General features: G+C 60.4%; 22 protein-coding genes. 14 read left to right on the top strand and 8 right to left on the bottom strand.

All coding sequences use genetic code 11. From position 1 onward, the window contains the following. The first annotated feature begins 336 nt into the window (after positions 1-336). Together PF1751_RS11735 and PF1751_RS11730 are read left to right on the top strand one after the other, a co-directional pair. Positions 337-1,995, top strand: a complete 1,659-nt coding sequence (locus tag PF1751_RS11735) for a nitrite/sulfite reductase (RefSeq protein WP_010210897.1) — start codon at positions 337-339, stop codon at positions 1,993-1,995. After that, on the top strand, positions 1,979-2,476 hold the full coding sequence (locus PF1751_RS11730) for a DUF934 domain-containing protein (protein WP_010210898.1): 498 nt from the start codon (positions 1,979-1,981) through the stop codon (positions 2,474-2,476). The genes PF1751_RS11735 and PF1751_RS11730 overlap by 17 nt, the downstream gene beginning before the upstream one ends. A gap of 97 nt (positions 2,477-2,573) precedes the next feature. Here the strand turns inward: PF1751_RS11730 and PF1751_RS11725 are convergent, their stop codons facing one another. Then, the gene (locus tag PF1751_RS11725) at positions 2,574-2,978 is read right to left on the bottom strand and encodes a MerR family transcriptional regulator (RefSeq protein WP_010210899.1); all 405 of its coding nucleotides are present in this window, start codon (positions 2,976-2,978) and stop codon (positions 2,574-2,576) included. A gap of 71 nt (positions 2,979-3,049) precedes the next feature. On the opposite strand from PF1751_RS11725, the gene PF1751_RS11720 reads away from it, so the two are divergent. After that, on the top strand, positions 3,050-4,282 hold the full coding sequence (locus PF1751_RS11720; protein ID WP_010210900.1) for an NADH:flavin oxidoreductase/NADH oxidase family protein: 1,233 nt from the start codon (positions 3,050-3,052) through the stop codon (positions 4,280-4,282). 77 nt (positions 4,283-4,359) lie between these two features. Further along, positions 4,360-6,084 carry a ubiquinone-dependent pyruvate dehydrogenase gene (gene poxB / locus PF1751_RS11715; protein WP_010210901.1) on the top strand — a complete coding sequence of 575 codons (1,725 nt, stop codon included), beginning with the start codon at positions 4,360-4,362 and terminating at the stop codon, positions 6,082-6,084. Positions 6,085-6,189: 105 nt separating this feature from the next. Here the strand turns inward: poxB and PF1751_RS11710 are convergent, their stop codons facing one another. Next, complete coding sequence (locus tag PF1751_RS11710; protein WP_021491692.1) at positions 6,190-6,747, bottom strand: NADPH-dependent FMN reductase; 558 nt, start codon at positions 6,745-6,747, stop codon at positions 6,190-6,192. A gap of 227 nt (positions 6,748-6,974) precedes the next feature. Here PF1751_RS11710 and PF1751_RS11705 point away from each other — a divergent pair, with 227 nt between their 5' ends. Beyond that, a complete protein-coding gene (locus PF1751_RS11705) occupies positions 6,975-7,211 on the top strand; it encodes a hypothetical protein (RefSeq protein WP_016979714.1) in 237 nt (78 codons plus the stop codon). A 60-nt stretch (positions 7,212-7,271) separates the two neighbouring features. On the opposite strand, the gene PF1751_RS11700 is transcribed toward PF1751_RS11705, so the two are convergent. Continuing rightward, positions 7,272-7,616 carry a hypothetical protein gene (locus PF1751_RS11700; RefSeq protein WP_010210906.1) on the bottom strand — a complete coding sequence of 115 codons (345 nt, stop codon included), beginning with the start codon at positions 7,614-7,616 and terminating at the stop codon, positions 7,272-7,274. Between the two features lie 109 nt (positions 7,617-7,725). On the opposite strand from PF1751_RS11700, the gene PF1751_RS11695 reads away from it, so the two are divergent. Beyond that, positions 7,726-8,646, top strand: a complete 921-nt coding sequence (locus PF1751_RS11695) for a LysR substrate-binding domain-containing protein (RefSeq protein WP_010210908.1) — start codon at positions 7,726-7,728, stop codon at positions 8,644-8,646. Here the strand turns inward: PF1751_RS11695 and PF1751_RS11690 are convergent. The 5 genes from PF1751_RS11690 to PF1751_RS11670 all read right to left on the bottom strand — a co-directional run bounded on the left by PF1751_RS11690 (position 8,636) and on the right by PF1751_RS11670 (position 13,646). Beyond that, a complete protein-coding gene (locus tag PF1751_RS11690) occupies positions 8,636-9,202 on the bottom strand; it encodes a GNAT family N-acetyltransferase (RefSeq protein ID WP_031290712.1) in 567 nt (188 codons plus the stop codon). The genes PF1751_RS11695 and PF1751_RS11690 overlap by 11 nt on opposite strands. An 8-nt stretch (positions 9,203-9,210) precedes the next feature. Continuing rightward, entirely contained in the window at positions 9,211-11,466 is a 2,256-nt protein-coding gene (locus tag PF1751_RS11685; protein WP_010210911.1) for an Orn/Lys/Arg family decarboxylase, read from the bottom strand. Positions 11,467-11,593: 127 nt separating this feature from the next. Then, positions 11,594-12,334 carry a DNA polymerase III subunit epsilon gene (gene dnaQ, locus PF1751_RS11680; RefSeq protein WP_167337377.1) on the bottom strand — a complete coding sequence of 247 codons (741 nt, stop codon included), beginning with the start codon at positions 12,332-12,334 and terminating at the stop codon, positions 11,594-11,596. Positions 12,335-12,404: 70 nt separating this feature from the next. Then, a complete protein-coding gene (gene rnhA, locus PF1751_RS11675; protein ID WP_010210917.1) occupies positions 12,405-12,857 on the bottom strand; it encodes a ribonuclease HI in 453 nt (150 codons plus the stop codon). A gap of 30 nt (positions 12,858-12,887) precedes the next feature. After that, positions 12,888-13,646, bottom strand: coding sequence for a methyltransferase domain-containing protein (locus PF1751_RS11670; protein WP_010210918.1), 759 nt, complete (start codon positions 13,644-13,646; stop codon positions 12,888-12,890). Between the two features lie 65 nt (positions 13,647-13,711). Here PF1751_RS11670 and gloB point away from each other — a divergent pair, with 65 nt between their 5' ends. The 8 genes from gloB to PF1751_RS11630 all read left to right on the top strand — a co-directional run bounded on the left by gloB (position 13,712) and on the right by PF1751_RS11630 (position 23,961). Continuing rightward, positions 13,712-14,479 (top strand): hydroxyacylglutathione hydrolase, encoded by a 768-nt coding sequence (gene gloB, locus PF1751_RS11665; RefSeq protein ID WP_010210923.1) that lies wholly within the window; start codon positions 13,712-13,714, stop codon positions 14,477-14,479. Between the two features lie 98 nt (positions 14,480-14,577). Beyond that, positions 14,578-15,993 (top strand): lytic transglycosylase domain-containing protein, encoded by a 1,416-nt coding sequence (locus PF1751_RS11660; protein WP_010210924.1) that lies wholly within the window; start codon positions 14,578-14,580, stop codon positions 15,991-15,993. Positions 15,994-16,204: 211 nt separating this feature from the next. Continuing rightward, on the top strand, positions 16,205-18,034 hold the full coding sequence (locus tag PF1751_RS11655) for an extracellular solute-binding protein (protein ID WP_021491695.1): 1,830 nt from the start codon (positions 16,205-16,207) through the stop codon (positions 18,032-18,034). Then, positions 18,031-19,863 carry an extracellular solute-binding protein gene (locus PF1751_RS11650; RefSeq protein WP_010210928.1) on the top strand — a complete coding sequence of 611 codons (1,833 nt, stop codon included), beginning with the start codon at positions 18,031-18,033 and terminating at the stop codon, positions 19,861-19,863. Before PF1751_RS11655 ends, PF1751_RS11650 begins: the two co-directional genes overlap by 4 nt. Next, positions 19,864-20,940, top strand: coding sequence for a microcin C ABC transporter permease YejB (locus PF1751_RS11645; RefSeq protein WP_010210929.1), 1,077 nt, complete (start codon positions 19,864-19,866; stop codon positions 20,938-20,940). A gap of 1 nt (position 20,941) precedes the next feature. Further along, entirely contained in the window at positions 20,942-21,961 is a 1,020-nt protein-coding gene (locus PF1751_RS11640; RefSeq protein ID WP_010210931.1) for an ABC transporter permease, read from the top strand. Position 21,962: 1 nt separating this feature from the next. Continuing rightward, a complete protein-coding gene (locus tag PF1751_RS11635) occupies positions 21,963-23,558 on the top strand; it encodes an ABC transporter ATP-binding protein (RefSeq protein ID WP_044287045.1) in 1,596 nt (531 codons plus the stop codon). Between the two features lie 121 nt (positions 23,559-23,679). After that, positions 23,680-23,961 (top strand): peptidylprolyl isomerase, encoded by a 282-nt coding sequence (locus PF1751_RS11630; RefSeq protein ID WP_010210937.1) that lies wholly within the window; start codon positions 23,680-23,682, stop codon positions 23,959-23,961. The last annotated feature ends 56 nt before the right edge of the window (positions 23,962-24,017 follow it).

Genomic DNA, 24,017 nt, shown 5'->3' with positions numbered 1-24,017 from the left:
TTACCCAAAACACGGCAGTTCCCACCACCAGAATGATCAGGAACAGAATGGCCCAGGCATCTACGGTACTGTCGGGTTTACGGGCTTTTGTCGGGTTACTCATCGCATCGCCTCTTGTCGGTTTTATAGGTGATTACGTTCAAACACGCTCACAGTAAAGTTGACGATTGCCCGCATGACAAATGTGGGTATGGCGATAACGGTTCTCATTAGTCGATTTGGTTATTTGCATATACTCAAACATCACTTTTGCGCATAAACGCAAACTGGTATCTTGCCCCGGCTCCGTTGGGAGTGCGCGGCCGTGCGCGCAGATTTGCCGAGAACAGGACCTATATGTACGTATACGACGAATACGATCAGCGCATCATCGAGGACCGCGTCAAGCAGTTCCGTGATCAGACCCGACGCTACCTAGCAGGTGAACTGAGCGAAGAAGAGTTCCGCCCTCTGCGCCTGCAAAATGGCCTTTATGTTCAGCGCTTTGCGCCGATGCTGCGGGTGGCCGTGCCCTATGGCCAACTGACGTCGCGTCAGACGCGCATGATGGCCAAGATTGCCCGCGACTTCGACAAAGGCTACGCCCACATCAGTACCCGCCAGAACGTACAGTTCAACTGGCCGGCGCTGGAAGATGTGCCGGACATCCTGGCTGAACTGGCTACCGTGCAGATGCACGCCATTCAGACCAGCGGTAACTGCCTGCGCAACGTGACCACCGACCAATTCGCCGGCGTGGCCGCTGACGAACTGATCGACCCACGCCCCTGGTGTGAAATCGTCCGTCAATGGACCACCTTCCACCCAGAATTCGCCTACCTGCCGCGCAAGTTCAAGATCGCCATCAATGGCTCGACCTCGGACCGTGCAGCCATCGAAGTGCACGACATCGGCCTAGAGCCGGTGCACAACGAGGCCGGCGAGTTGGGCTTCCGCGTACTGGTTGGTGGCGGCCTCGGCCGTACTCCGGTGGTCGGTGCGTTCATCAACGAATTCCTGCCATGGCAGGACCTGTTGAGCTACCTCGACGCGATCCTGCGGGTCTACAACCGCTATGGCCGTCGTGACAACAAGTACAAGGCCCGGATCAAGATCCTGGTCAAGGCGCTGACCCCTGAGGTCTTCGCCCAGAAAGTCGACGCTGAGATGGAATACCTGCGCGGCGGCCAGACCACCCTGACCGAAGCCGAAGTGCACCGCGTGGCCAAACACTTCGTCGACCCTGAGTACAAGGCGTTGAGCAATCAGGACGCCGAGCTCTCAGCACTGGACAAAGAACACCCCGGTTTCGCCCGTTGGCGCACCCGCAACACCCTGGCGCACAAGAAGCCAGGCTATGTGGCAGTGACCCTGTCGCTGAAACCGACCGGCGTTGCCCCAGGCGATATCACCGACAAACAGCTGGACGCCGTCGCCGACCTGGCCGAGCGCTACAGCTTCGGCCAACTGCGCACCTCCCACGAGCAGAACATCATTCTCGCGGACGTTGAGCAGAGCCAGCTGTTCACCCTGTGGGGCGAACTGCGCGAAGGCGGTTTTGCCACGCCGAACATCGGCCTGTTGACCGATATCATCTGCTGCCCGGGCGGCGACTTCTGCTCGCTGGCCAACGCCAAGTCGATCCCGATTGCCGAATCGATCCAGCGCCGTTTCGACGACCTGGACTACCTGTTCGACATCGGCGAGCTGGACCTGAACATCTCCGGTTGCATGAACGCCTGTGGTCACCACCACGTCGGCCACATCGGCATCCTGGGCGTGGACAAGAAAGGCGAAGAATTCTACCAAGTGTCCCTGGGTGGCAGCGCCAGCCGCGATGCGAGCCTGGGCAAGATCCTCGGCCCGTCCTTCGCCCAGGAAGCCATGCCTGAGGTGATCGGCAAGCTGATCGACGTGTACATCGAACAGCGCACCGAAGATGAACGTTTCATCGACACCTACCAGCGCATCGGCATCGACCTGTTCAAGGAGCGCGTCTATGCAGCGAATCATTAAGAACAACGAAGTCCTCGACGAAACCTGGCACCTGCTGCCCAAGGACGCGAGCTTTGACGGCATCTCCAACTGCGACGACCTGATCGTGCCGTTGGCGCTGTGGCGCGAACACGGCCACGCCCTCAAGGCCCGCGACGGCGGCCTGGGTGTGTGGCTGGACGCCGATGAAGAAGCCGAAGAAATCGGCGAAGACGTGGAGCACTTCCAGGTCATCGCGCTGAACTTCCCGGCGTTCACCGACGGCCGCAACTACTCCAACGCCCGCTTGTTGCGTGACCGTTACGGCTACAAAGGCGAGCTGCGTGCGATTGGCGACGTGCTGCGCGACCAGTTGTTCTACCTGCGCCGTTGCGGGTTCGATGCGTTCGCCCTGCGCGCCGACAAAGACCCGTACGAAGCCCTGGAAAGCCTCAAGGACTTTTCGGTGACGTACCAGGCGGCAACGGATGAACCGCTGCCGTTGTTTCGTCGTCGCCAATAAACCGTAGGAGCGGGCTTGCCCGCGAAGATCGTCAACGATAACGCGTGAATCCTGGATGAACGTGTTGTCTGTGAGGTCTTCGCGAGCAAGCTCGCTCCTACAGGTTCTCGCTGATCAATCCTAATACCTGCTTCTGCCCTACGCTGCACGGCACCCCTTCCGGCTGCGCCCGTACCGCTTCGATCACCCCCAGCAGTTGCGCCTTGCTATGGGCCAGTTGCGCCTGCATGGCTTCGATCTGCGTGACCTTGCGCTCCAGCGCCTCGATCAACTCTTCGCGCTTGTGCTCGCCCGGCGCAGGCATCAGCGCCTTGAGCTCCTGCAGGGTAAAGCCTGCCTGTTGCGCGCTCTGGATCAGCTGCAAGGTTTGCAGGGCCTCCGGCGCATAACGCCGGTACCCATTGGACTGGCGTCCGACCTGGCTGATCAGGCCCTCGGCCTCATAAAAGCGGATCCGCGACGCCGCCAGCCCACTCTGCTTTGCCAGCTCTCCAATATTCATCACGGCACCTGCTTGACATTAAAGTTAACTTTAAGCTTAGCCTGAGGCTTCCCCCACTCAGGAGTCAACCCATGTCACCCTTTGAAGCCCTGCAACTGCCCAATGGCCAGGTCCTCCCCAATCGTATCGCCAAGGCAGCGATGGAAGAAAATATGGCCGATGGCAATCAGGCGCCGTCCCGTGAGTTGAAGCAACTGTACAAGGCCTGGGCGGACGGCAAGCCAGGCGTGTTGATCACCGGCAACGTGATGGTCGACCGCCGGGCCATGACCGGCCCCGGTGGCGTGGCCCTCGAAGATGAGCAGCATCTGGCGAGCTTTCGCGAATGGGCCGACGTCGCCCGCAGCAACGGCGTGCACTTCTGGGTACAACTCAGCCACCCAGGGCGCCAGACGCCAGCCAACCTGCGCCAGCAAGCCCTTGCACCGTCCGCCGTCGCGCTCGACCTCGGCGGTTTCTCGAAAATGTTTGCCACACCCAAGGCCATGACCGAGGACGACATCCAGGACGTGATCCAGCGCTTCGCCACCAGCGCACGCCTGGCCGAAAAAGCCGGGTTTACCGGCGTGCAGATCCACGGTGCCCACGGCTACTTGCTCAGCCAGTTCTTGTCGCCGTTGAGCAACCAGCGCACCGACCGCTGGGGCGGCTCCCTGGAGAACCGTGCGCGCCTGTTGCTGGACGTAATCCGGGCAGTGCGCGCCAATGTCAGCCCGGCGTTTTGTGTATCCGTCAAACTCAACTCCGCCGATTTCCAGCGGGGTGGCTTTGCAGAAGCCGACGCACGCGCCGTGGTCGAAATGCTCAACCCGCTGCCCATCGACCTGCTGGAGTTATCCGGCGGCAGCTACGAGGCACCGGCCATGCAAGGCGAAGCGCGTGACGGTCGCACCCTGGCGCGTGAGGCGTATTTCCTGGAATTCGCCAGTCAACTGGCGACGATCGCCACGATGCCGCTGCTGGTCACCGGCGGTATCCGTCGCCTGCCCATCGTGCAACAGGTACTGGACAGTGGCGTCGCCATGGCCGGGATCGCCACAGCATTGACGCTGGAGCCGCAATTGATCCAACACTGGCGCGAAGGCCGCGACCCCAACCCGCAACTCAAGCCCATCGACTGGAAGCGCAAGCCCCTGGCGTCACTGGCCATCCTCGCCGTCGTGCGCTATCAGATGCGCCGGCTCAGCCGCGGCCATTTGCCCAAGGCCAACGTCGCGCCGTGTATGGCGTTGGTGCGTGACCAGTGGTTTCTTGCGCGGCGTACCCGGCAATACCGGGCGGCCATGACGCAATCTTCACATTAAAGGCTGAACATCCGCCGTGATCGAACTGTCCCCTATTGATCAGCAGTTTTTAACCTCACTGACGATTGGAGTTCTTCATGGCGAAAATCAACCTGGCCCAGCAATTGGCGACCACCCTTGAACAGGCGGGCATCAAGCGCATCTGGGGCCTGACCGGCGACAGCCTCAATGGCCTCACCGACGCCCTGCGTACCATGGACAGCATCGAGTGGATGCATGTGCGCCACGAAGAAGTGGCGGCCTTTGCCGCAGGCGCCGAAGCGGCGGCCACTGGCGAATTGACGGTGTGCGCCGGCAGTTGCGGGCCGGGCAACCTGCACTTGATCAATGGCCTGTTCGACTGCCATCGCAACCATGTGCCGGTGCTCGCGATTGCCGCGCAGATCCCATCGTCGGAGATCGGCCTGAACTACTTCCAGGAAACCCATCCCCAGGAATTGTTCAAGGAGTGCAGCCACTTCATCGAACTGGTCACCAACCCCGAGCAGATGCCCCACGTGCTGCACCGCGCCATGCGTTCGGCGATCCTCAATCGCGGCGTCGCGGTCGTGGTGATTCCAGGCGATGTGTCGCTGCTGGAAGTGGAAGACAAGCTCAAGCCATGGCCAGCCTTGCATGCGCCACGCACGCTGCCTGCGGATCAGGACCTGCAACGCCTCATCGAAATCCTGGAAAGCAGCCAGAAAACCACCCTGCTCTGTGGCAGCGGTTGTGCCGGCGCCCACGATCAGGTGGTGGCCCTGGCTGACGCTCTCGGCGCTCCCGTGGTACACGCCCTGCGCGGCAAAGAACATGTGGAATGGGACAACCCGTTCGACGTGGGCATGACCGGCCTGATTGGCTTCAGCTCCGGCTATCACGCCATGCTCGACTGCGATACCTTGATCATGCTCGGCACGGACTTCCCCTACCGCCAGTTCTACCCAACCGACGCGAAGATCATCCAGATCGACCGCAACCCCCAGGCCCTCGGCCGTCGCGCCACGCTGGACCTGGGCATTGCCGCGGATGTCAGCGAAACCATCGGCGCCCTGCTGCCGCGCTTGACGCGCAAGACTGATCGCAGCTTCCTTGAAACCTCCTTGAAACATTATGAGAAAGCCCGCCAGGGGCTGGACGACTTGGCTCAGCCGTCGAAAGCCAATCGGCCGATTCACCCACAATACGTCGCACGCTTGCTCAGTGAATTGGCAGATGACGATGCGATCTTCACCGCCGATGTCGGCTCGCCCACCGTGTGGGCTGCGCGCTATTTGAAGATGAATGGCAAGCGCCGTTTGATCGGTTCGTTTAACCACGGTTCGATGGCCAATGCCATGCCCCAGGCCATCGGGGCCCAGGCAGCCTTCCCGGATCGCCAGGTGATTTCGATGTCGGGTGACGGCGGTTTCGCCATGTTAATGGGGGATTTCATCTCGTTGGCACAGTTGAACCTGCCGGTGAAAGTCATCGTGTTCGATAACTCGTCCCTGGGGTTTGTCGCGATGGAAATGAAGGCTGCAGGCTACCTGGATGCCGGCACCGAGCTGAAAAACCCGGACTTCGCGGCCATGTCCAACGCCATGGGCATCCTGGGCATTCGCGTGGAGCAGTCCGAAGACCTGGAACCGGCCCTGCGCCGCGCCCTCGCCCACGACGGCCCAGTGCTGGTGGACGTGGTCACGGCGACCCAGGAGTTGGTGATGCCGCCGACCATCAAGTTGGAACAGGCCAAGGGTTTCAGCCTGTATATGCTCAAGGCGGTGATGAGTGGCCGTGGCGATGAAGTGATCGAACTGGCGCGCACCAACTGGTTGCGCTAACACAGGGAAGCGCCGTAGCGGACCGCGTTGGCGTTCTTGCTGGTAGATCAGCTGGCCTGACAACGCGCAAAAAAGACCCGGCGGTCATCGCCGGGTCCATAGCAATCAAGCGTGCTGTTTTGCCACCCACTTGCTGTAGGCATCAATAAATGCCTGCAGGAACGGCTTGGTCTTTTCCGACACCTTGCCCGCCTCGTCAAACACGCTGCCCGCGCCGCCCAGGTAGGCCTCCGGCTGCTGCATGCAGGGCACATCGAGGAATACCAGGGACTGACGCAGGTGATGGTTGGCGCCAAATCCACCAATCGCACCTGGCGATACGCTGATGACCGCGCCCGGCTTACCACTCCATGCGCTCTGCCCATAAGGTCGAGAACCGACGTCGATGGCATTCTTCAGCGGGGCGGGCACGGAGCGGTTGTATTCCGGGGTCACGAACAACACCGCGTCGGATGAGCTCACCTGTTTGCGGAAAGTACTGTAGGCTGCCGGCGGTGTCGCACCGTCAATATCTTCGTTGTAGAGCGGCAAATCGCCAATTTCCACAATGTTCAACTGCAGGTTGGCAGGGGCCAGTTCGGCCAGTGCCAGCGCGACCTTACGGTTGATCGAGTCTTTTCTCAAGCTGCCGACCACGACGGCTACGGTGTAGACCTTGCTCATTGGGGTTTCCCGACGTCTGACTAAAGGAGCTTGTAGTTATAAAGTCTTCGCGGCGTGTTCACCAGAAAGTTTTGATATTCCTGCGGGCGTTTGCCCGGCATTACGACCCGTAGGAAGAGTCTGAAAATATCAGCGAATAGTATTTTTATTCCGTAAGTAAACTACCCCGCTCCGTGACGGTCTACAGAACCGCAAATAGAGTGTTTATCTCCAGAGGTTCTAAACAGATGGCAGCAGTATTAGTCGGACAGTTTCATGCCAGAGACGCAGAAGGACGCGTGTATTCGGTGCATGAGTTCCAGGAATCCAACCCGGCGCAAGGCGACCTGGCTGGCTCGGCACCTACCACCACCTACAAGCTGGCCATTGGCGACCGTGTAGAGAAACTGGAAGGCGACGAATTCAAGTTGATCCAATCAGGTACCATTCTTGTGCGCGAATCGCAAACCACCCTCGCGTCATAAGACCTCGCCTATTCACCTGCTCAGTCCTGGCCATTCAAGGCATTGACTGGGCTGGGGTGATCACGGACGACGGATCTCCGTGACCTCGATACCCTGCTCTCCCTGCACCTGCTTAAGCGTCACCATCAACTGCCCCCGCTCGCCTTCGACGGCATACATCGAACGCTGGTAGCCTGCCGAGTTGTAGCCCGGATGTGCGACCACCTGCCTGACCAACTCCACGCCCAGCACCGAGCCCACTTGCTCGACCACCTGTTCCTGGGAGCGAATAAAGGCTTCAAGTGCCAGGTTTTCCGGCGGGATTTCGCGTTGAGTGTCGAAGAGATAAGCAGCCGCGCAGCCGACGGTCACTAGGACCAGCAGTTGCTTGGCCGTTACCCCGAGGAATATCGAGGGTAAAGGCATATGAGACCAGACCTGTTCTTGTTGTTAATGCCGGTAGCCGGCTGTGGTCGTTGATGATCAGCGCAGCCATTCTATTGAATACGCAGCCCGCTGCACATAGACTCCGGCGATGCGTTTACGTCATATCGAAGTGATTCAGGCCATCTTGCAGACCGGACACCTCGGCACGGCCGCCGAGTGGTTGCAGCTTTCCGTGGGCGATGTAGACGCGGCGCTTAAGGACGCCGAGCAGCAGCTTGGTTTCATGCTGTTCGCCAGTGTGCGTGGACGCTTGCAGGCCACCCGGGAAACCCTCGAGCTGCAAGCCGAAATCGCCCATGTCTATGAAGCGCTGGAACCGGTACAACGACTGGCCAGCCGCTTGAAACACCCTCACGCCCCGACCCTGCGCGCCCTCTGCACGCCGCCCCTGGCCAATCAGCTGTTGCCGCACAGCATTGCGCTACTGCGCCGGCGTTTCCAGGACACTCCCTGCAACCTCTCGAGCCAGACGACCCGAGAGATCGTCAGGAGCCTGCTGCTGCACGAAGCCGATGTGGGCTTGAGCCTGCATGACCCGGAACACCCGCAGATTCACAGCACCGTACTGGCTCAGGGCAAACTGCAGTTGCTCGCCCCCCATGGCTGGCTCAAGCCCAAACAGAAATACATCGCGCTACAGGAGCTGGCAGGACAATCGATGATCGGCCTGGAAGGCCAGGACCCGCTCAGCCGCCTGTTGGACGCCAAGCTGCAAGCCCTGCGCCCGCAGCCGGTGGTGCAGACGCGCGTACAGACCTATCAGATGATGCGCAGCCTGGTGGAAGCCGGAGAAGGCCTGGCAGTGGTCGACCCCTTCACCGCGTTCGGCGCACGGGAGGCTGGGCTGGATGCGTGCCCGGTGTCGCCGCCGATCCTGATCAGCCTGTACGCGCTCACCCTCAAGGACGGCGTGACCACCCCGGCGCTGAATGCGCTGCTGGAGATCGTCACGCAAAAGGCCGAGGGCCTGCTCGCCAGCGACACAAAACCCCTCACCCCTACACCTTGAACAACCGATACCAGAATATCGCCACTTCGCGGGTTTGCGGGTCAATGCCTCGATAGCGCAGGTGGTCGACCCCACCCATCACGTAACCGCAACGCTCATACAATCGGCAGGCGCCGAGGTTGTTGTTCTGGGTTTCCAGCATCATGCCCGGCAGGTTTTTCTTGCGGCTCCAGAACTGCGCCACATCCAACAACGCCTTGGCTACCCCGTGGCGTCGCGCGGGCAAGGCCACTGCCAGCTCGTCGACATGGGCAAAACCATTCCAATTGGTGCTGACCACGATATGTCCCACCGGGCGATCATCCAGGTAGGCCATGAAGATTGCGCTGTCGGGCGCATCGCGGAAACTGGCGAACTCTTCAGGGTCGATGCCATAACACTTGCGGTACGGCAATATTCGCTCCACGGGCCATTGATCGACTCGCTTGCCCATCTGTGGCTCACCGTAGGCGCTGACCTCAAAGCTGAAATCATTACCCCACACGTAGGCATCAAAACCTTCGTCGGCGACCCGTACACTGAGCCCTGGATACTTCGGGTTCATTACAGCTTGCATAAACATCCTTAACCCTTGATGCAATCAACGGTGTAACAACGACCACTGCCGTCATCTTCGTGTTGCAACCCATGAACATCGGCGACAAAACCGGGGAAACTGCTATCGAACGTCCGGGCAAAAGCCAGGTAGTCAATGATCGAGCGCGTCGACTCGGTAAAGCGCTCGCCCGGCATGATCAACGGAATGCCCGGCGGATAAGGCACCAGCATCACGGCTGCGATGCGCCCTGGCAAGGCGTCGATGGAAACTGCTTCCACTTCACCCCTGACCAACTGGTCGTAGGCGTCGGCGGGTTTCATCGCGATTTCCGGCAGAACGGTGTACATCCGTTTGAGGTGTTTCGCGGTGGCGTTGCTGCGGTAACAGCTGTGCAATTGGTCGCACAGGTCGCGCAGGCCCAGGCCTTGATAGCGCGTCGGGCCTTGGGCAAAAACCGAGGGCAGGCAACTGGCCAGGCTGACATTGGCGTCGTAGCTGCGCTTGAATTCCAGCAACTCGGTGAGCAAGGTACTCCATTTGCCCTTGGTGATGCCCATGGAAAACAGTACAAGGAAAGAATACAGCCCGGTTTTTTCCACCACCAGGCCCCGCTCCCAGAGGAATTTGCTGACAACCGCTGCGGGAATCCCGCAATCGCTGAGGGCACCTCCCGCAGTGAGGCCGGGCATCACCAGTGTCACCTTGATCGGGTCCAGTAGCACATAGTCTTCGGCCACGTCGCCAAAGCCATGCCAGTCATCTTGAGGGTGCAATAGCCAATCTGCGGTGACGACGCGGTCGATTCCGGCTACCGACGGCGGCTGCCAGATCGAAAACCACCAGTCCTCTTCAGCAATGTGCTGGCGCAAGTTGGCCAACGCGCGGCGAAAACTCAACGCCTCGTCGAACATTTCCTGCAACAGCGAACGCCCGGCCGGACCTTCCATCATCGCCGACGCCACATCCAGCGAAGCAATGATGCTGTATTGCGGCGAGGTGGAGATATGCATCATGAAGGCTTCGTTGAAACGGTCACGGTCCAACTGGCGGGCGCCGCCATCTTGCACATGGATCATCGAGGCCTGGCTGAAAGCCGCCAGCAGCTTGTGGGTCGAGTGGGTGGTGAATACCAGTGGGCTGTCCGGAGTGCGCGAGGTGCCCATGCCGTAGCGCCCGGCGAAAAACTCATGAAACGCGGCGTAGGCGTACCAGGCCTCATCAAAATGCAGCACCTCGACGCTATTGCCCAGTTGCTGCTTGATCAGCTCAGCGTTGTAGCACAAGCCATCGTAGGTGGAGTTGGTCACCACCGCCAGCTTCACTTTCGGCGGGCGGCCACGGGTGAGCGGGCTGGCGTCGATCTTGGCGCGGATGGATTCGGGGCTGAACTCGCTCAAGGGAATCGGACCGATAATCCCCAGCTCGTTGCGTTCGGGGCACAGGTACAACGGGATGGCGCCGGTCATGATGATCGAGTGCAGCACCGACTTATGGCAATTGCGGTCCACCAGCACCAGGTCATCGCGCCCGACCATGGAATGCCAGACGATCTTGTTGGCGGTGGACGTGCCGTTGATGACGAAAAAGGTGTGGTCGGCGCCAAAGTTGCGCGCAGCGCGGGCCTCGGCTTCAGCCAGAGGCCCGGTGTGGTCCAGCAGCGAGCCCAGTTCGGGCACTGACACAGACAGGTCCGAGCGCAGGGTGTTTTCCCCGAAGAACTGATGAAACGCCTGCCCCACCGGGCTCTTGCGGTAGGCCACGCCACCGCCATGACCGGGGGTGTGCCAGGAATAGTTGGAGTCGGCGGTGTGCTGCACCAGCGCCTTGAAGAACGGCGGCAACAGGCCATCCAAATAAGTGCGGGCCGCGCGCGCGACTTGCCGCGCAAGGAACGGCACGGTGTCCTCGAACAGGTAGAGAATGCCGCGCAGTTGGTTGAGCTCGCTCATGGCGTCGGCGGGCGCGTTTTCCAGGGTAACTTGCTCGCCCAGGGCAAAGATTGGCAAGTTGGGTGCCCGCAGCCGCGCCAGGCGGATCAGCTCGACCATGTTTTGCAGCAGATGGGTATTCTCGCCAGCGCCCTCGGCGGCGATCAGCATGCACGCCAAACCGTGATGGGTGGAAGCCACCAGTCGCCCCTCGGCGTAATCCACGGCGGAAAAAATACTGAAGCCCTCTTGTTCCAGCTCTCGGGCGATACCTCGGACCCGGTCACCGGCAACGGTGTCGGCCTTGATGTCACGGTGCACGATAAGGACAGGAAACTTCAGGTCTTTGTACATGAGTGCTTGTAGTCCTGAGGGCTATGCACTCAAGGGTAGAAGCTTGGGGGCGATGACGCGAATGAAGATTTTTAAAGCGCGGTAACCCACAGTAGAAGCCGGCTCGCCGGCTCCTGAGGGGTTTGACTCATTGTTGGGTCAGGGTCGACCACAACGCCGGCGCACCCGCCGATTTGGCAATCGCTTCCAACCGCGCCGCATGCTCGGCCAGATCCTGCTCACTGGCGCGGATGATCGTGGTTGGCTTGCGGTCGGCCGGCAAGCGGCGGATTTCCGAAGGGCGGTTACCCGACCCCTCCGCCGAGCCGCTGCCGTCAGAGGCGTTACCGGCCAGGGACAGGCTGGTCTGCCCGCCGGTCATGGTCAGGTAGACGTCGGCAAGAATCTCGGAGTCGAGCAAGGCGCCGTGGAGTTCACGGCCGGAGTTATCGACGCCATAACGTTTGCACAAGGCATCGAGGCTGTTGCGCTGGCCGGGGTGACGCTCACGGGCCATCATCAAGGTGTCGAGGATCGAGCAGTGCTGGGAAATGTCTGCGCGATCGGTCTGCCCCATCAGGGCAAATTCGTTGTTGATGAAGCCGACGTCAAACGCCGCGTTATGGATGATCAGCTGGGCGCCGTTGATGAATTCGAAGAACTCATCGGCGACTTCAGCGAAACGCGGCTTGCCCTTGAGGAATTCGTCAGTGATACCGTGGACGCCGATCGCGCCTTCGTCACTGTCGCGGTCCGGTTGCAGGTAGACGTGGAAGTGACGCCCGGTGAGGCGCCGACCCATCAATTCGACACAGCCGATTTCAATGATCCGGTGGCCGTCGGTCACCGGCATGCCGGTGGTTTCGGTATCGAGTACAACAGATCGGATGGCCATCAGGGTTCAGCTCTCAACGGTGTGGTGTGATTCAAGGGGCGCGATATTAACACGTGAGTCGGCATCAGCTCTGCTTGTAGCCGCGCACTTCGTCCACGCCACGGTTGGCCAATTGGTCGGCGCGCTCGTTGCCAGGATGGCCGATGTGACCACGCACCCACTTCCAGGTGATGTCATGGCGATTGCATTGCTCGTCGAGGAGTTGCCACAGGTCGGCATTTTTTACCGGTTCCTTGGCCGCCGTCTTCCAGCCGCGTTTCTTCCAGTTGACCATCCACTCGTTGATGCCCTTCATCACGTATTGCGAGTCGGTCACCAGCAGCACGTTGCAGCGGCGCTTGAGTTCTTCCAGGCCGCGAATGGCGCCCATCAGTTCCATACGGTTGTTGGTGGTATTAGGCTCGCCGCCCCACAACTCTTTCTCTACGCCCTTGCACACCAGCAACGCGCCCCAGCCGCCAGGGCCCGGGTTGCCCTTGCAGGCGCCATCGGTGAAGAGTTCTACGCTATCGGTCATCGGTTGCTCGGTATTCATTCAAAAAGAGGGTCATGCATCGCTTTGCTTGCGGTTGACCTTGGCCATCGGCATCGGCACCAGCTTGCCCATCGGCTCGCGGCGTACCGGTTGCACCGGCCGCAACCCAACCACGATCTTGCGCGCCACCAGCAGATAGAAGCCGCCACCCGACAATTGCCACGCACCTGCGCGGCGCTCCCAGCCAGCCAGGCGGGCTTGCCACTTGGTCGACGCAAGCGGCGGACGATAGCACCCGAAGCGGCGTTTCTCCAGCGCGAAGCCCAGCAGGTTCAGCCAGTCTCCTACCCGCTGCGGCGAGATACAGCGCGCCTGGCGCAAGGCGTCGTGGGCGAATACATGGCGCAAGCCCCAACTGCTCCAAGGGTTGATCCCGACAATAAGCAAATGGCCACCAGGGCGTACGCTGCTCGCCGCTTCGCGCAGCAAACCGTGGGGCGACAGGCAGAAATCCAGGCCATGCTGCAACACCACCACGTCGGCAGCGTGCTCGCTCAAGGGCCAGGCCTGTTCCTCGCAGACGATCTCTACCCCTGGCAACGGCGCGCCCAGGCGCACATTGCGCTGCACTTGGGGGGCGCACGGCGGCGTTTCGGCCGAAGGACCGTAATGCACCAGGTAGCCACCAAAGAACCGGCCCAGCTCGTCTTCGAGCATGCGCCGTTCCTCGTCCAGCAAAAATTGCCCGATCGGACCGGACAGCCATTCGCGGGCTGCGCCGATCAGGGCCAGCCACTCAGGATCGGCCTGGGCGAACGCTTTATCAGTCATTGCATTCTCCAACTCGCCTAGACGTTCTAAGATGCACCAATGTGTTCAGCTTGGCGAATCGAAGAATGATACAGATCAGTGCCCTGCCCGCCTTCACCGATAACTACATCTGGTTGTTACAAGACCCGAGTACCCAGCGCTGCGCCGTGGTCGACCCCGGCGATGCCGCGCCGGTGCTGGCTTGGCTAAAGCAGAACCCTGAGTGGGCCCTGAGCGACATCCTGATCACTCACCACCACCATGACCATGTCGGCGGCGTCGAACACCTCAAACGGGTGACTGACGCCAAGGTCTACGGCCCGGCCAACGAAAAGATCCCTGCGCGGGACGTAGCCCTGAACGATAACGATCGCATCAGCGTGCTCGGCTGGGATTTTGACATTTATACAGTGCCGGGCCACACCCTGGGGCATATCGCCTTTTATCACCTGGGCGTGCTGTTCTGTGGCGACACCCTGTTCGCCGCCGGTTGCGGGCGCCTGTTCGAAGGCACGCCAGCACAGATGCACACTTCACTTGAAAGTTTGGCCGCCCTGCCCGCTGACACCTTGGTGTACTGCACCCACGAATACACGCAGAGTAATCTCAAGTTTGCCCAGGCCGTGGAACCGGACAACGCCGATATCGCCCAACGGGTGGAGATCGTCCGCCAATTACGGGAACGTGGCGAGATCACGCTGCCTTCCAACTTGGCCCTGGAAAAGCGCACCAACCCCTTTCTGCGCACCTCTGAAACATCCGTTAAACAAAAAGCGGACGAACGGAGTGGACGCGACAACCGCTCTGGGGCCGAGGTATTTGCTAGCCTGAGGGCTTGGAAAGATAAGTTCTAATAGGAAGCAATCTGATACGTAATTTCTGAATGGTTGACCGGAACCAAACGGGTTTCTAGAATCGCCCGACATTTTTGCCCGGAACTTACTTCCAGCCAATGTCGTCATCTATTCGTAAATCCAACCATTCAGACGCATTGACCCGCCTGGCTCAAGCTGTGGCGGTGGCTGTGTCCGCCACGCTGGCGGGCTGCCAATCAAGCAATTTCACCGCACAATCCACCGTGCAACCCAAGCCAAACCTTACTGCCAAGATCAAACAGAAACCCGTCATCTGGCTTTCGGACAAGCCGGCTCCCGAAGTGCCCCAGGATGTTTGGGAGCGTATGCGACGGGGCTTTCAACTGCAGGACGGTGTAGGCGTCAACCCGCGTATCGAACAACAGCGCCTGTGGTTCGCCAGCAACCCTTCCTTCCTAGAGAATGCCGGCGAACGCGGCAGTCTCTACATTCATTACATCGTCGAACGCCTTGAAGAGCGCAACATGCCCCTGGAACTGGCACTGCTGCCAGTGATTGAAAGCGCCTACAACCCGATGGCCTATTCGCGCAGCGATGCGGTCGGTCTATGGCAGTTCATCCCCTCCACCGGGCGCTACTTCAATCTGCGCCAGACCCGTGCCTACGATGGCCGCCGCGACATCACCGCCTCCACCACAGCCGCCCTTGACTACCTGACCCGCCTGCACGACATGTTCAACGGTGACTGGCTGCTGGCCCTGGCTGCCTACAACGCGGGTGAAGGCACGGTGAGCCGGGCGATCGAGCGCAACGAAAAGCTCGGCCTGCCGACCGACTACTGGAACCTGCCCCTGCCTCAGGAAACCAAGGACTACGTGCCCAAATTCCTGGCGCTGTCCCAGGTGGTGCTGGCGCCCGAGGCCTATGGCGTCAACCTGAACCCGATTGCCAACACGCCGTACTTCGAGGTGGTTGAAGTCAAGCAAAGCATGGACCTGTCACGGGTTGCCGCGCTGGCCGAGATCGACGAAGACGAACTGTTCCAGCTCAATCCCGCGCTGAAACAACGCACCACCCTGGATGGCCCGCAGCATCTGCTGGTGCCGAGTTCCAAGGCACAACTGCTCACCAGCACCCTTTCGACGATGAAGCCTGAAGAATTGCTGGCGATGCGCCCGAAAAAGCAGGTGTTCGACGAAGTCGAGACGGCACGCGTTGCCGGCCGTACCCGCAACTACAAGGTACGCAGTGGCGACAACCTGACGCTGATTGCCAAGGCCAACAAGGTCGATGTGCATGACCTGCAGCGCTGGAACAAGCTCAACGGCCAGGCCCTCAAGGTCGGCCAGACCCTGGTGATGCAGGACACGCGCAAGCGGGTGGCCAAGGCCGACAGCAAGAAGCCGGTGCAATACAAGGTCAAGAAAGGCGACTCGCTGTACATCGTCGCCAAGCGCTTCAACGTTGAGATGCAACATCTCAAGCGTTGGAACCCACGTACTGGCCAGGCGTTGAAGCCGGGGCAGATGCTGGTGGTTTCCGGACCAAGATAAGCCCTCCCAACAGCACCGGGGAGCAAATGTGGGAGCGGGCTTGCTCGCGAAGGCAGTGTGTCATTCGACATATTCGGTGACTGACACTCCGTCTTCGCGAGCAAGCCCGCTCCCACATGGGCGCTCCATCATCCGACCGGCTTTTTCCAACCGGAACAAGCTGTTACTGTACCGATCATAAAGCCCAAGCCGCCCGGATCGGATCTCTGACTTGAAGCGTCCCCTCCTTCTACTAATAAGTCTGGCCTTGAGCTTTGGTGCGAACGCGGCGATTACCGAGAGCCACGGTTATACGCAGTTCGGCGTGCTCAAGTACCCGGCCAAATTCACCCACTTCGATTGGGTAAACCCTGCAGCGCCGAAAGGCGGGACATTGCGGGTCATGGCCTTTGGCACTTTCGACACCCTCAACCCCTACACTTTCAAGGGCTCAAGCCCGGTTTCCACCCCCAATTTCCTGCAATACGGCGTCAATGAGCTGAACGAACCGTTGATGGTCGGCACCGGCCTGTACGCGCCCTCCGGCGACGAGCCGACCTCCAGTTACGGGCTGATCGCACAGTCGGTGGAGTACAGCGAGGACCGCAGTTGGGTGGTGTTCAACCTGCGCCCGGAAGCGCGCTTCCACGATGGCAAGCCGATCACCGCCTATGACGTGGCGTTTTCCTATCGCACCCTGCTGACCGAAGGCCACCCGCAATACCGTACCAACCTGCAGGAGGTGGCACGGGTGGATATCCTCAACCGGCATCGCATTCGCTTTGTGTTCAAGCGCGCCGGCAACCCGCTGCTGATCCTGCGCCTGGGCGAATTGCCTGTCCTGCCCCAGCACTATTGGAAAAACCGCGACTTCAAGGCGACGACTTTCGAACCGCCGCTGGGCAGCGGGCCGTACCGCATCAGCAAGGTCACGCCTGGCCGGCAACTGGTGTTCGAACGGGTGAAGAACTACTGGGGCAAGGACCTGCCGGTCAACCGGGGTTTCTATAACTATGACAAGGTCGAAGTGGAGTTCTACCGCGACAGTGACGTGGCCTTCGAAGCGTTCAAGGCCGGTGAGTTCGATATCTACATTGAGCACCAGGCCAAGAACTGGGCCAATGGCTACAACTTCCCGGCGGTTAATCGGGGCGACGTGATCAAGGCGCAGATCGCGCACCAGATTCCGACCCAGAGCCAGGGTCTGTTCATGAACAGCCGGCGACCGATCTTCAGCCAGACCAAGGTGCGAGAAGCCCTGGGGCTGATGTTCGACTTCGAATGGACCAACCGCACCCTGTTCAGCAGCGCCTACAAACGCACCTTGAGCTACTACCCCAACAGCGAATTCTCGGCCTCCGGCGTTCCAACCGGGCATGAATGGCTGATGCTCTCGCCGTACCGCGATCAATTGCCGGCCAGCCTGTTTACCCAGCCGTTCAGCCTGCCCCAGACCGACGGCCGTGGCATCCCCCGCGAAACCATGCGCCGCGCCCTGGCCCTGCTCGGCGACGCCGGCTGGAAACTCTCCGGCCAACGCCTGCTCAACAAGGACGGTCAGCCGCTGCGATTCGAAATACTGCTGGTCAATCCGAACCTGGAGCGCATCCTGCAGCCCTATGTCGAAAACCTGATCAGCATCGGCATCGACGCGCGCCTGCGCACCGTCGATCGCGCCCAGTACAAGCAGCGCCTGGATCAATTCGACTTCGACATGATCCTGATCACCCTTAACCAGACCTTGAGCCCGGGCCTTGAGCAGTGGCAGTACTTCCACTCAAGCCAGGCGGCGATCAAGGGCAGCAAGAACTACGCAGGCATCGCCAACCCGATTGTCGATCACCTGCTGGAACAACTGCTGGCCGCCAAGACCCGCGAAGAGCAACTGGCCGCCGGCCGTGCCCTGGACCGGGTGCTGCTGTGGCAGCATTACAGTATTCCCAACTGGTACCTCAACTATCATCGCTTGGCGTACCGCAACCGGTTCGCCTTTGTCACCACGCCGCCCTATAGCCTGGGCCTGAGCGCGTGGTGGCTGAAAGCTTCGGAGAAAGCCCAATGATGTATTTGCGTACTGCACTGCTCGGCGGCCTGCTGCTGTGCACCGCGGCCCAAGCCGCCCCGCAACATGCGTTGACGCTCTACAACGAACCCCCAAAATACCCCGCCGACTTCAAGCACTTCGACTATGTGAATCCGGACGCGCCCAAGGGCGGCACCTTCCGCGAGTCCGCCATGGGCGGCTTCGACAGCCTCAACCCCTACATCAGCAAGGGCGTGCCAGCCGACAACCTCGGCCTGATTTACGACACCCTGGCTATGCAAAGCCTGGACGAGCCCATCACCGAATACGGCCTGGTCGCCGGCAAGATCGAAAAAGCCCCGGACAACAGCTGGGTACGCTTCTATTTGCGCCCCGAAGCACGCTTTCATGATGGCCACCCGATCCGCGCCGAAGACGTGGTGTTTACCTTCCAGGAACTGATCAAGGAAGGCTCGCCGATCTATCGCACTTACTACGCCGACGTCGACGAGGTGGTCGCCGAAGACCCACTGAAGGTGCTGTTCAAGTTCAAGCGCACCAATAACCGCGAATTACCACTGATCCTCGGGCAACTGCCGGTATTGCCCAAGCATTGGTGGGCCACCCGTGATTTTGCCAAGGGCAACCTCGAAGTGCCGCTGGGCAGCGGGCCGTACAAGGTCGCCGAGGTCAAGGCCGGGCGCATGATTCGCTACGAGCGGGTCAAGGATTACTGGGCCAAGGATCTGCCGATCACCCAAGGCTTCTACAATTTCGACAACCGCATCACTGACTACTACCGCGACAGCACCGTGTCCCTCGAAGCCCTCAAGGCCGGGCAGTTCGACTACTGGCTGGAGTTCAGCGCCAAGAATTGGGCCAACGCCTACAACATCCCGGCGGTTGCACAGGGGCGCCTGATCAAGGAAGAAATCCCCAACGGCAACCCCACGGGCATGCAGGGCTTCGTGTTCAACATGCGCAAGCCGATGTTCCAGGACGTGCGCGTGCGCAAGGCCATCAGCCTGTTACTGGATTTCGAATGGAGCAACAAGCAGCTGTTCAACGGCGCCTATACCCGCACCCGCAGCTATTTCGAGAACTCCGAGATGGCGGCCACCGGCCTGCCCGGCCCGGATGAACTGGCGATCCTCGAACCGCTGCGCGGCAAGATCCCGCCTGAAGTCTTCACCCAGGCCTTCGAACCTTCCAAGACCGACGGCAGCGGCATGATCCGCACCCAGCAGCGCGAGGCCTACCAACTGTTGCAGGAAGCCGGTTGGCGCATCGTCGACGACAAGATGGTCGACACCAGCGGAAAACCGGTAACCATCGAGTTCTTGCTGGCCCAGACCGAGTTCGAACGCATCCTGCTGCCGTTCAAGCGCAACCTGGCCGACTTGGGTATCGACCTGGTGATCCGTCGGGTGGACGTCTCACAGTTCATCAACCGGATTCGCTCGCGGGACTTCGATATGCTGGTGGGCAGCTTCCCGCAGTCCACCTCGCCGGGGAACGAACAGCGCGAGTTCTGGAAGTCCTCCAGCGCCGACAAGCCCGGCAGCCGTAACTACATGGGCCTCAAGGACCCGGCCATCGACCAACTGGTGGAAGAGCTGATCGACGCCGATTCGCGCAAGAGCCTGGTGGCACACGCCAAGGCCCTGGACCGTGTGTTGCAGTTCGGCTACTACGTGATCCCAAACTGGCATATCAAGACCTTCCGCGTGGCGTACTGGGATCACTTGGGCCATCCCAAAGTCCCGCCGCGCTACGACGTCGGCACCGCCACCTGGTGGGCCAAACCCGACGTAAAACCTGCGGTTACCCTGGAAACAAGCGCCGATCCGGCGAGCGGAGGCGATTAAATGCTGGCCTATATCTTTCGCCGCCTGTTACTGATCATCCCCACGCTGTTCGGGATCCTGCTGATCAACTTCGTCATCATTCAGGCCGCCCCCGGCGGGCCGGTAGAACAAATGATCGCCAAGCTCGAAGGTTTCGAGGGTGCCACCAGCCGCATTGCCGGCGGCGGTGCCGAAGTGTCGGTGGCCGGTTCCAGCAGCTACCGTGGCGCCCAGGGCCTGGACCCGGCGCTGATCAAGGAAATCGAAAAGATGTACGGCTTCGACAAATCGGCGCCGGAACGTCTGTGGATCATGGTCAAGAACTACGCCCAGCTGGATTTTGGCGACAGTTTCTTCCGTGACGCCAAGGTCATCGACCTGATCAAGGAAAAGATGCCGGTGTCCATCTCCCTCGGGCTATGGAGCACGCTGATCATGTACCTGGTGTCGATTCCCCTGGGGATCGCCAAGGCCACGCGGCACGGCAGCCATTTCGATGTGTGGACCAGTTCGGCAATCATTGTCGGCTACGCGATCCCGGCCTTCCTGTTTGCGATTTTGCTGATCGTGGTGTTTGCCGGCGGCAGTTACCTGGACTGGTTCCCCTTGCGCGGGCTCACGTCGAACAACTTCGACGAACTGAGCTGGGGCGGCAAGATCCTCGATTACTTCTGGCACCTGGCGCTGCCCATCACGGCCCTGGTGATCGGCAACTTCGCCACCATGACGCTGCTGACCAAGAACAGCTTTCTCGACGAGATCAACAAGCAGTACGTGGTTACAGCCAAAGCCAAGGGCCTGACCAATCACCGTGTGCTGTACGGCCATATATTCCGCAACGCAATGTTGCTGGTGATCGCCGGTTTCCCTTCGGCCTTCATCGGGATTTTCTTCACGGGGTCCCTGCTGGTGGAGGTGATCTTCTCTCTGGACGGCCTGGGCTTGATGAGTTTTGAAGCGGCGATCAACCGCGACTACCCGGTGGTGTTCGGCACGCTGTTTATCTTCACCCTGCTGGGGCTGATCGTGAAACTGATCGGCGACCTCACCTACACCCTGGTCGATCCGCGTATCGACTTTGCCAGCCGGGAGCATTGAGATGAATCTATCCCCCCTCAATCGCCGCCGGTTCGAGCGATTCAAGGCCAACAAGCGTGGCTGGTGGTCGCTGTGGCTGTTCCTGAGCCTGTTCGTGCTGAGCCTGGGCGCCGAGCTGATCGCCAACGACAAGCCGCTGGCCGTGCACTACGACGGCGGCTGGTATTTCCCGGCGCTCAAGCGCTACCCGGAGACCACCTTTGGCGGTGAATTCCCGCTGGAGGCCAACTACAAGAGCCCGTATATCCAGGAACTGCTCAAGGCCAAGGACGCCTGGACCTTGTGGGCGCCGATTCCGTTCAGTTACCAGAGCATCAACTACGACCTCAAGGTGCCCGCGCCGGCGCCGCCCTCTTCCGTGAACTGGCTGGGCACCGATGACCAGGGCCGCGACGTGCTGGCGCGGGTCATCTACGGCTTCCGCGTGTCGGTACTGTTTGCCCTGACCCTCACGGTACTCAGTTCGATCATCGGCGTGATCGCCGGGGCCCTGCAGGGTTTCTATGGCGGTTGGGTCGACTTGGCCGGGCAGCGCTTCCTGGAAATCTGGTCCGGGTTGCCGGTGCTGTACCTGCTGATCATCCTTGCGAGTTTTGTGCAACCCAACTTCTGGTGGCTGCTCGGCATCATGTTGCTGTTCTCGTGGATGAGCCTGGTGGACGTGGTGCGCGCCGAGTTCCTGCGCGGGCGCAACCTGGAATACGTGCGCGCCGCCAGGGCGTTGGGCATGCAGAACGGCGCGATCATGTTCCGGCACATCCTGCCCAATGCGATGGTGTCGACCATGACCTTTATGCCGTTCATTCTCACCGGCGCCATCGGCACCCTCACCGCCCTGGACTTCCTCGGCTTCGGCTTGCCGGCCGGTTCGCCGTCGTTGGGTGAACTGGTGGCCCAGGGCAAATCCAACCTGCAAGCGCCGTGGCTGGGCATGAGTGCCTTTGCCGTGCTGGCGATCATGTTGAGTTTGCTGGTGTTTATCGGCGAGTCCGCTCGCGATGCCTTCGACCCGAGGAAATGAGATGAATCAGGACAATCTGATCGAAATCCGCGACCTCTCCGTCGAGTTCGTCACGGGCGACCATCACCACCGCGTGGTGAACAACGTCAGCTTCGACATCAAGCGTGGCGAGACAATCGCTCTGGTGGGCGAAAGCGGCTCGGGCAAATCGGTGACCGCCCATTCGATCCTGCGCCTGCTGCCCTACCCGCTTGCGCGGCACCCCTCCGGCACCATCAACTATGCCGGGCAGGACTTGCTCACGCTGAAAGAAAAAACCATCCGCCATATTCGCGGCAACCGTATCGCGATGATCTTCCAGGAGCCGATGACCTCGTTGAACCCGCTGCATTCCATCGAGAAGCAGATCAACGAGGTGCTCGGCCTGCACAAGGGGCTGCAAGGTAAAGTCGCCACCCAGCGCACCCTGGAGTTGCTGGACCTGGTGGGCATTCCCGAACCGCACAAACGCCTCAAGGCCCTGCCCCATGAGCTGTCCGGCGGCCAGCGCCAGCGGGTGATGATCGCCATGGCCCTGGCCAATGAACCGGAGCTGCTGATCGCCGATGAGCCGACCACGGCGCTGGATGTGACGGTGCAGTTGAAGATCCTCGAATTGCTCAAGGAACTGCAGGCGCGCCTGGGCATGGCGCTGTTGCTGATCAGCCACGACTTGAACCTGGTGCGGCGCATCGCCCACCGCGTGTGCGTGATGCAAAAGGGTTGCATCGTCGAGCAGGCCGATTGTGAAACGCTGTTCCAGTCGCCCCAGCATCCGTACACCCAGAAGCTGCTTGCGGCTGAGCCCAGCGGCGGACCTGCGAGCAATGCAATCGGCCCTCCACTGCTGGAGGTGGATAACCTGAAAGTCTGGTTCCCGATCAAGAAGGGCTTTTTGCGCAACACCGTCGATTACGTCAAGGCGGTGGACGGCATCAACTTCAGCCTGCCCCAGGGGCAGACCCTGGGCATTGTCGGCGAAAGCGGCTCGGGCAAATCCACCCTGGGCCTGGCGATCCTGCGGTTGATCGCGAGCAAGGGCGGCATTCGTTTTGAAGGCCAGCAACTGGATACACTCAGCCAGCAGCAGGTGCGCCCGCTGCGCCGGGAAATGCAAGTGGTGTTCCAGGACCCGTTCGGCAGCCTGAGCCCGCGGATGTGTGTCAGTGAGATCGTCGGTGAAGGGTTGCGCATCCACAAGATGGGTACGCCGGCCGAGCAAGAGGTGGCGATTATTGCGGCACTCAAGGAAGTGGGGTTGGATCCGGAGTCGCGCCATCGGTATCCCCATGAGTTCTCCGGTGGCCAGCGTCAGCGCATTGCCATTGCCCGGGCGTTGGTGCTCAAGCCGCGCCTGATCCTGCTGGATGAGCCGACGTCGGCGCTGGATCGCACGGTGCAGCGGCAGGTGGTGGAGTTGTTGCGCAGTTTGCAGGCCAAGTACAACTTGACCTATCTGTTTATCAGCCATGATTTGGCGGTGGTCAAGGCGCTGAGCCATCAGTTGATGGTGGTAAAGCATGGGCAGGTAGTGGAACAGGGGGATGCGGCCGAGATCTTTGCTGCGCCGCAGCATGGGTATACGCGGCAGTTGTTGGAGGCGGCGTTTTTGGTTTGATCGTGTACCAATCCGTTTTTTCGGTAACGGATATGTACACCACCACTCCAACGGAACTTTGCCAAGAAATAACCGCCTGAATCCGGTAGGCTCACCCTTTTCATTCAAGGAGTTACTCCCCATGGCCAAAGCAACCGCCCGTCACATCCTCGTTTCCACTGAAGACAAGTGCAACGAACTCAAGGCCCAAATCGAAGGCGGCGCCGATTTCGCAGAAATCGCCAAAGCCAACTCCAGCTGCCCATCCAGCCGCGACGGCGGCAACCTGGGTTCGTTCGGCCCCGGCCAGATGGTCAAGGAATTCGACACCGTCGTATTCAGCGCCCCGGTCAACACCGTGCAAGGCCCGGTGAAAACCCAGTTCGGCTACCACCTGCTGGAAGTCACCAGCCGCCAGGACTGATCCTGTCTGTGCTGATGGTCTAAACGACGGCCCGCCTTTTGGTGGGCCGTTGTGCA

Source organism: Pseudomonas simiae (genome assembly GCF_000934565.1).
GTDB classification, from domain to species: domain Bacteria; phylum Pseudomonadota; class Gammaproteobacteria; order Pseudomonadales; family Pseudomonadaceae; genus Aquipseudomonas; species Aquipseudomonas simiae.
The sequence above is the reverse complement of the archived record's forward strand: the minus strand, read 5'-3'. Positions and strand labels throughout refer to the sequence as shown.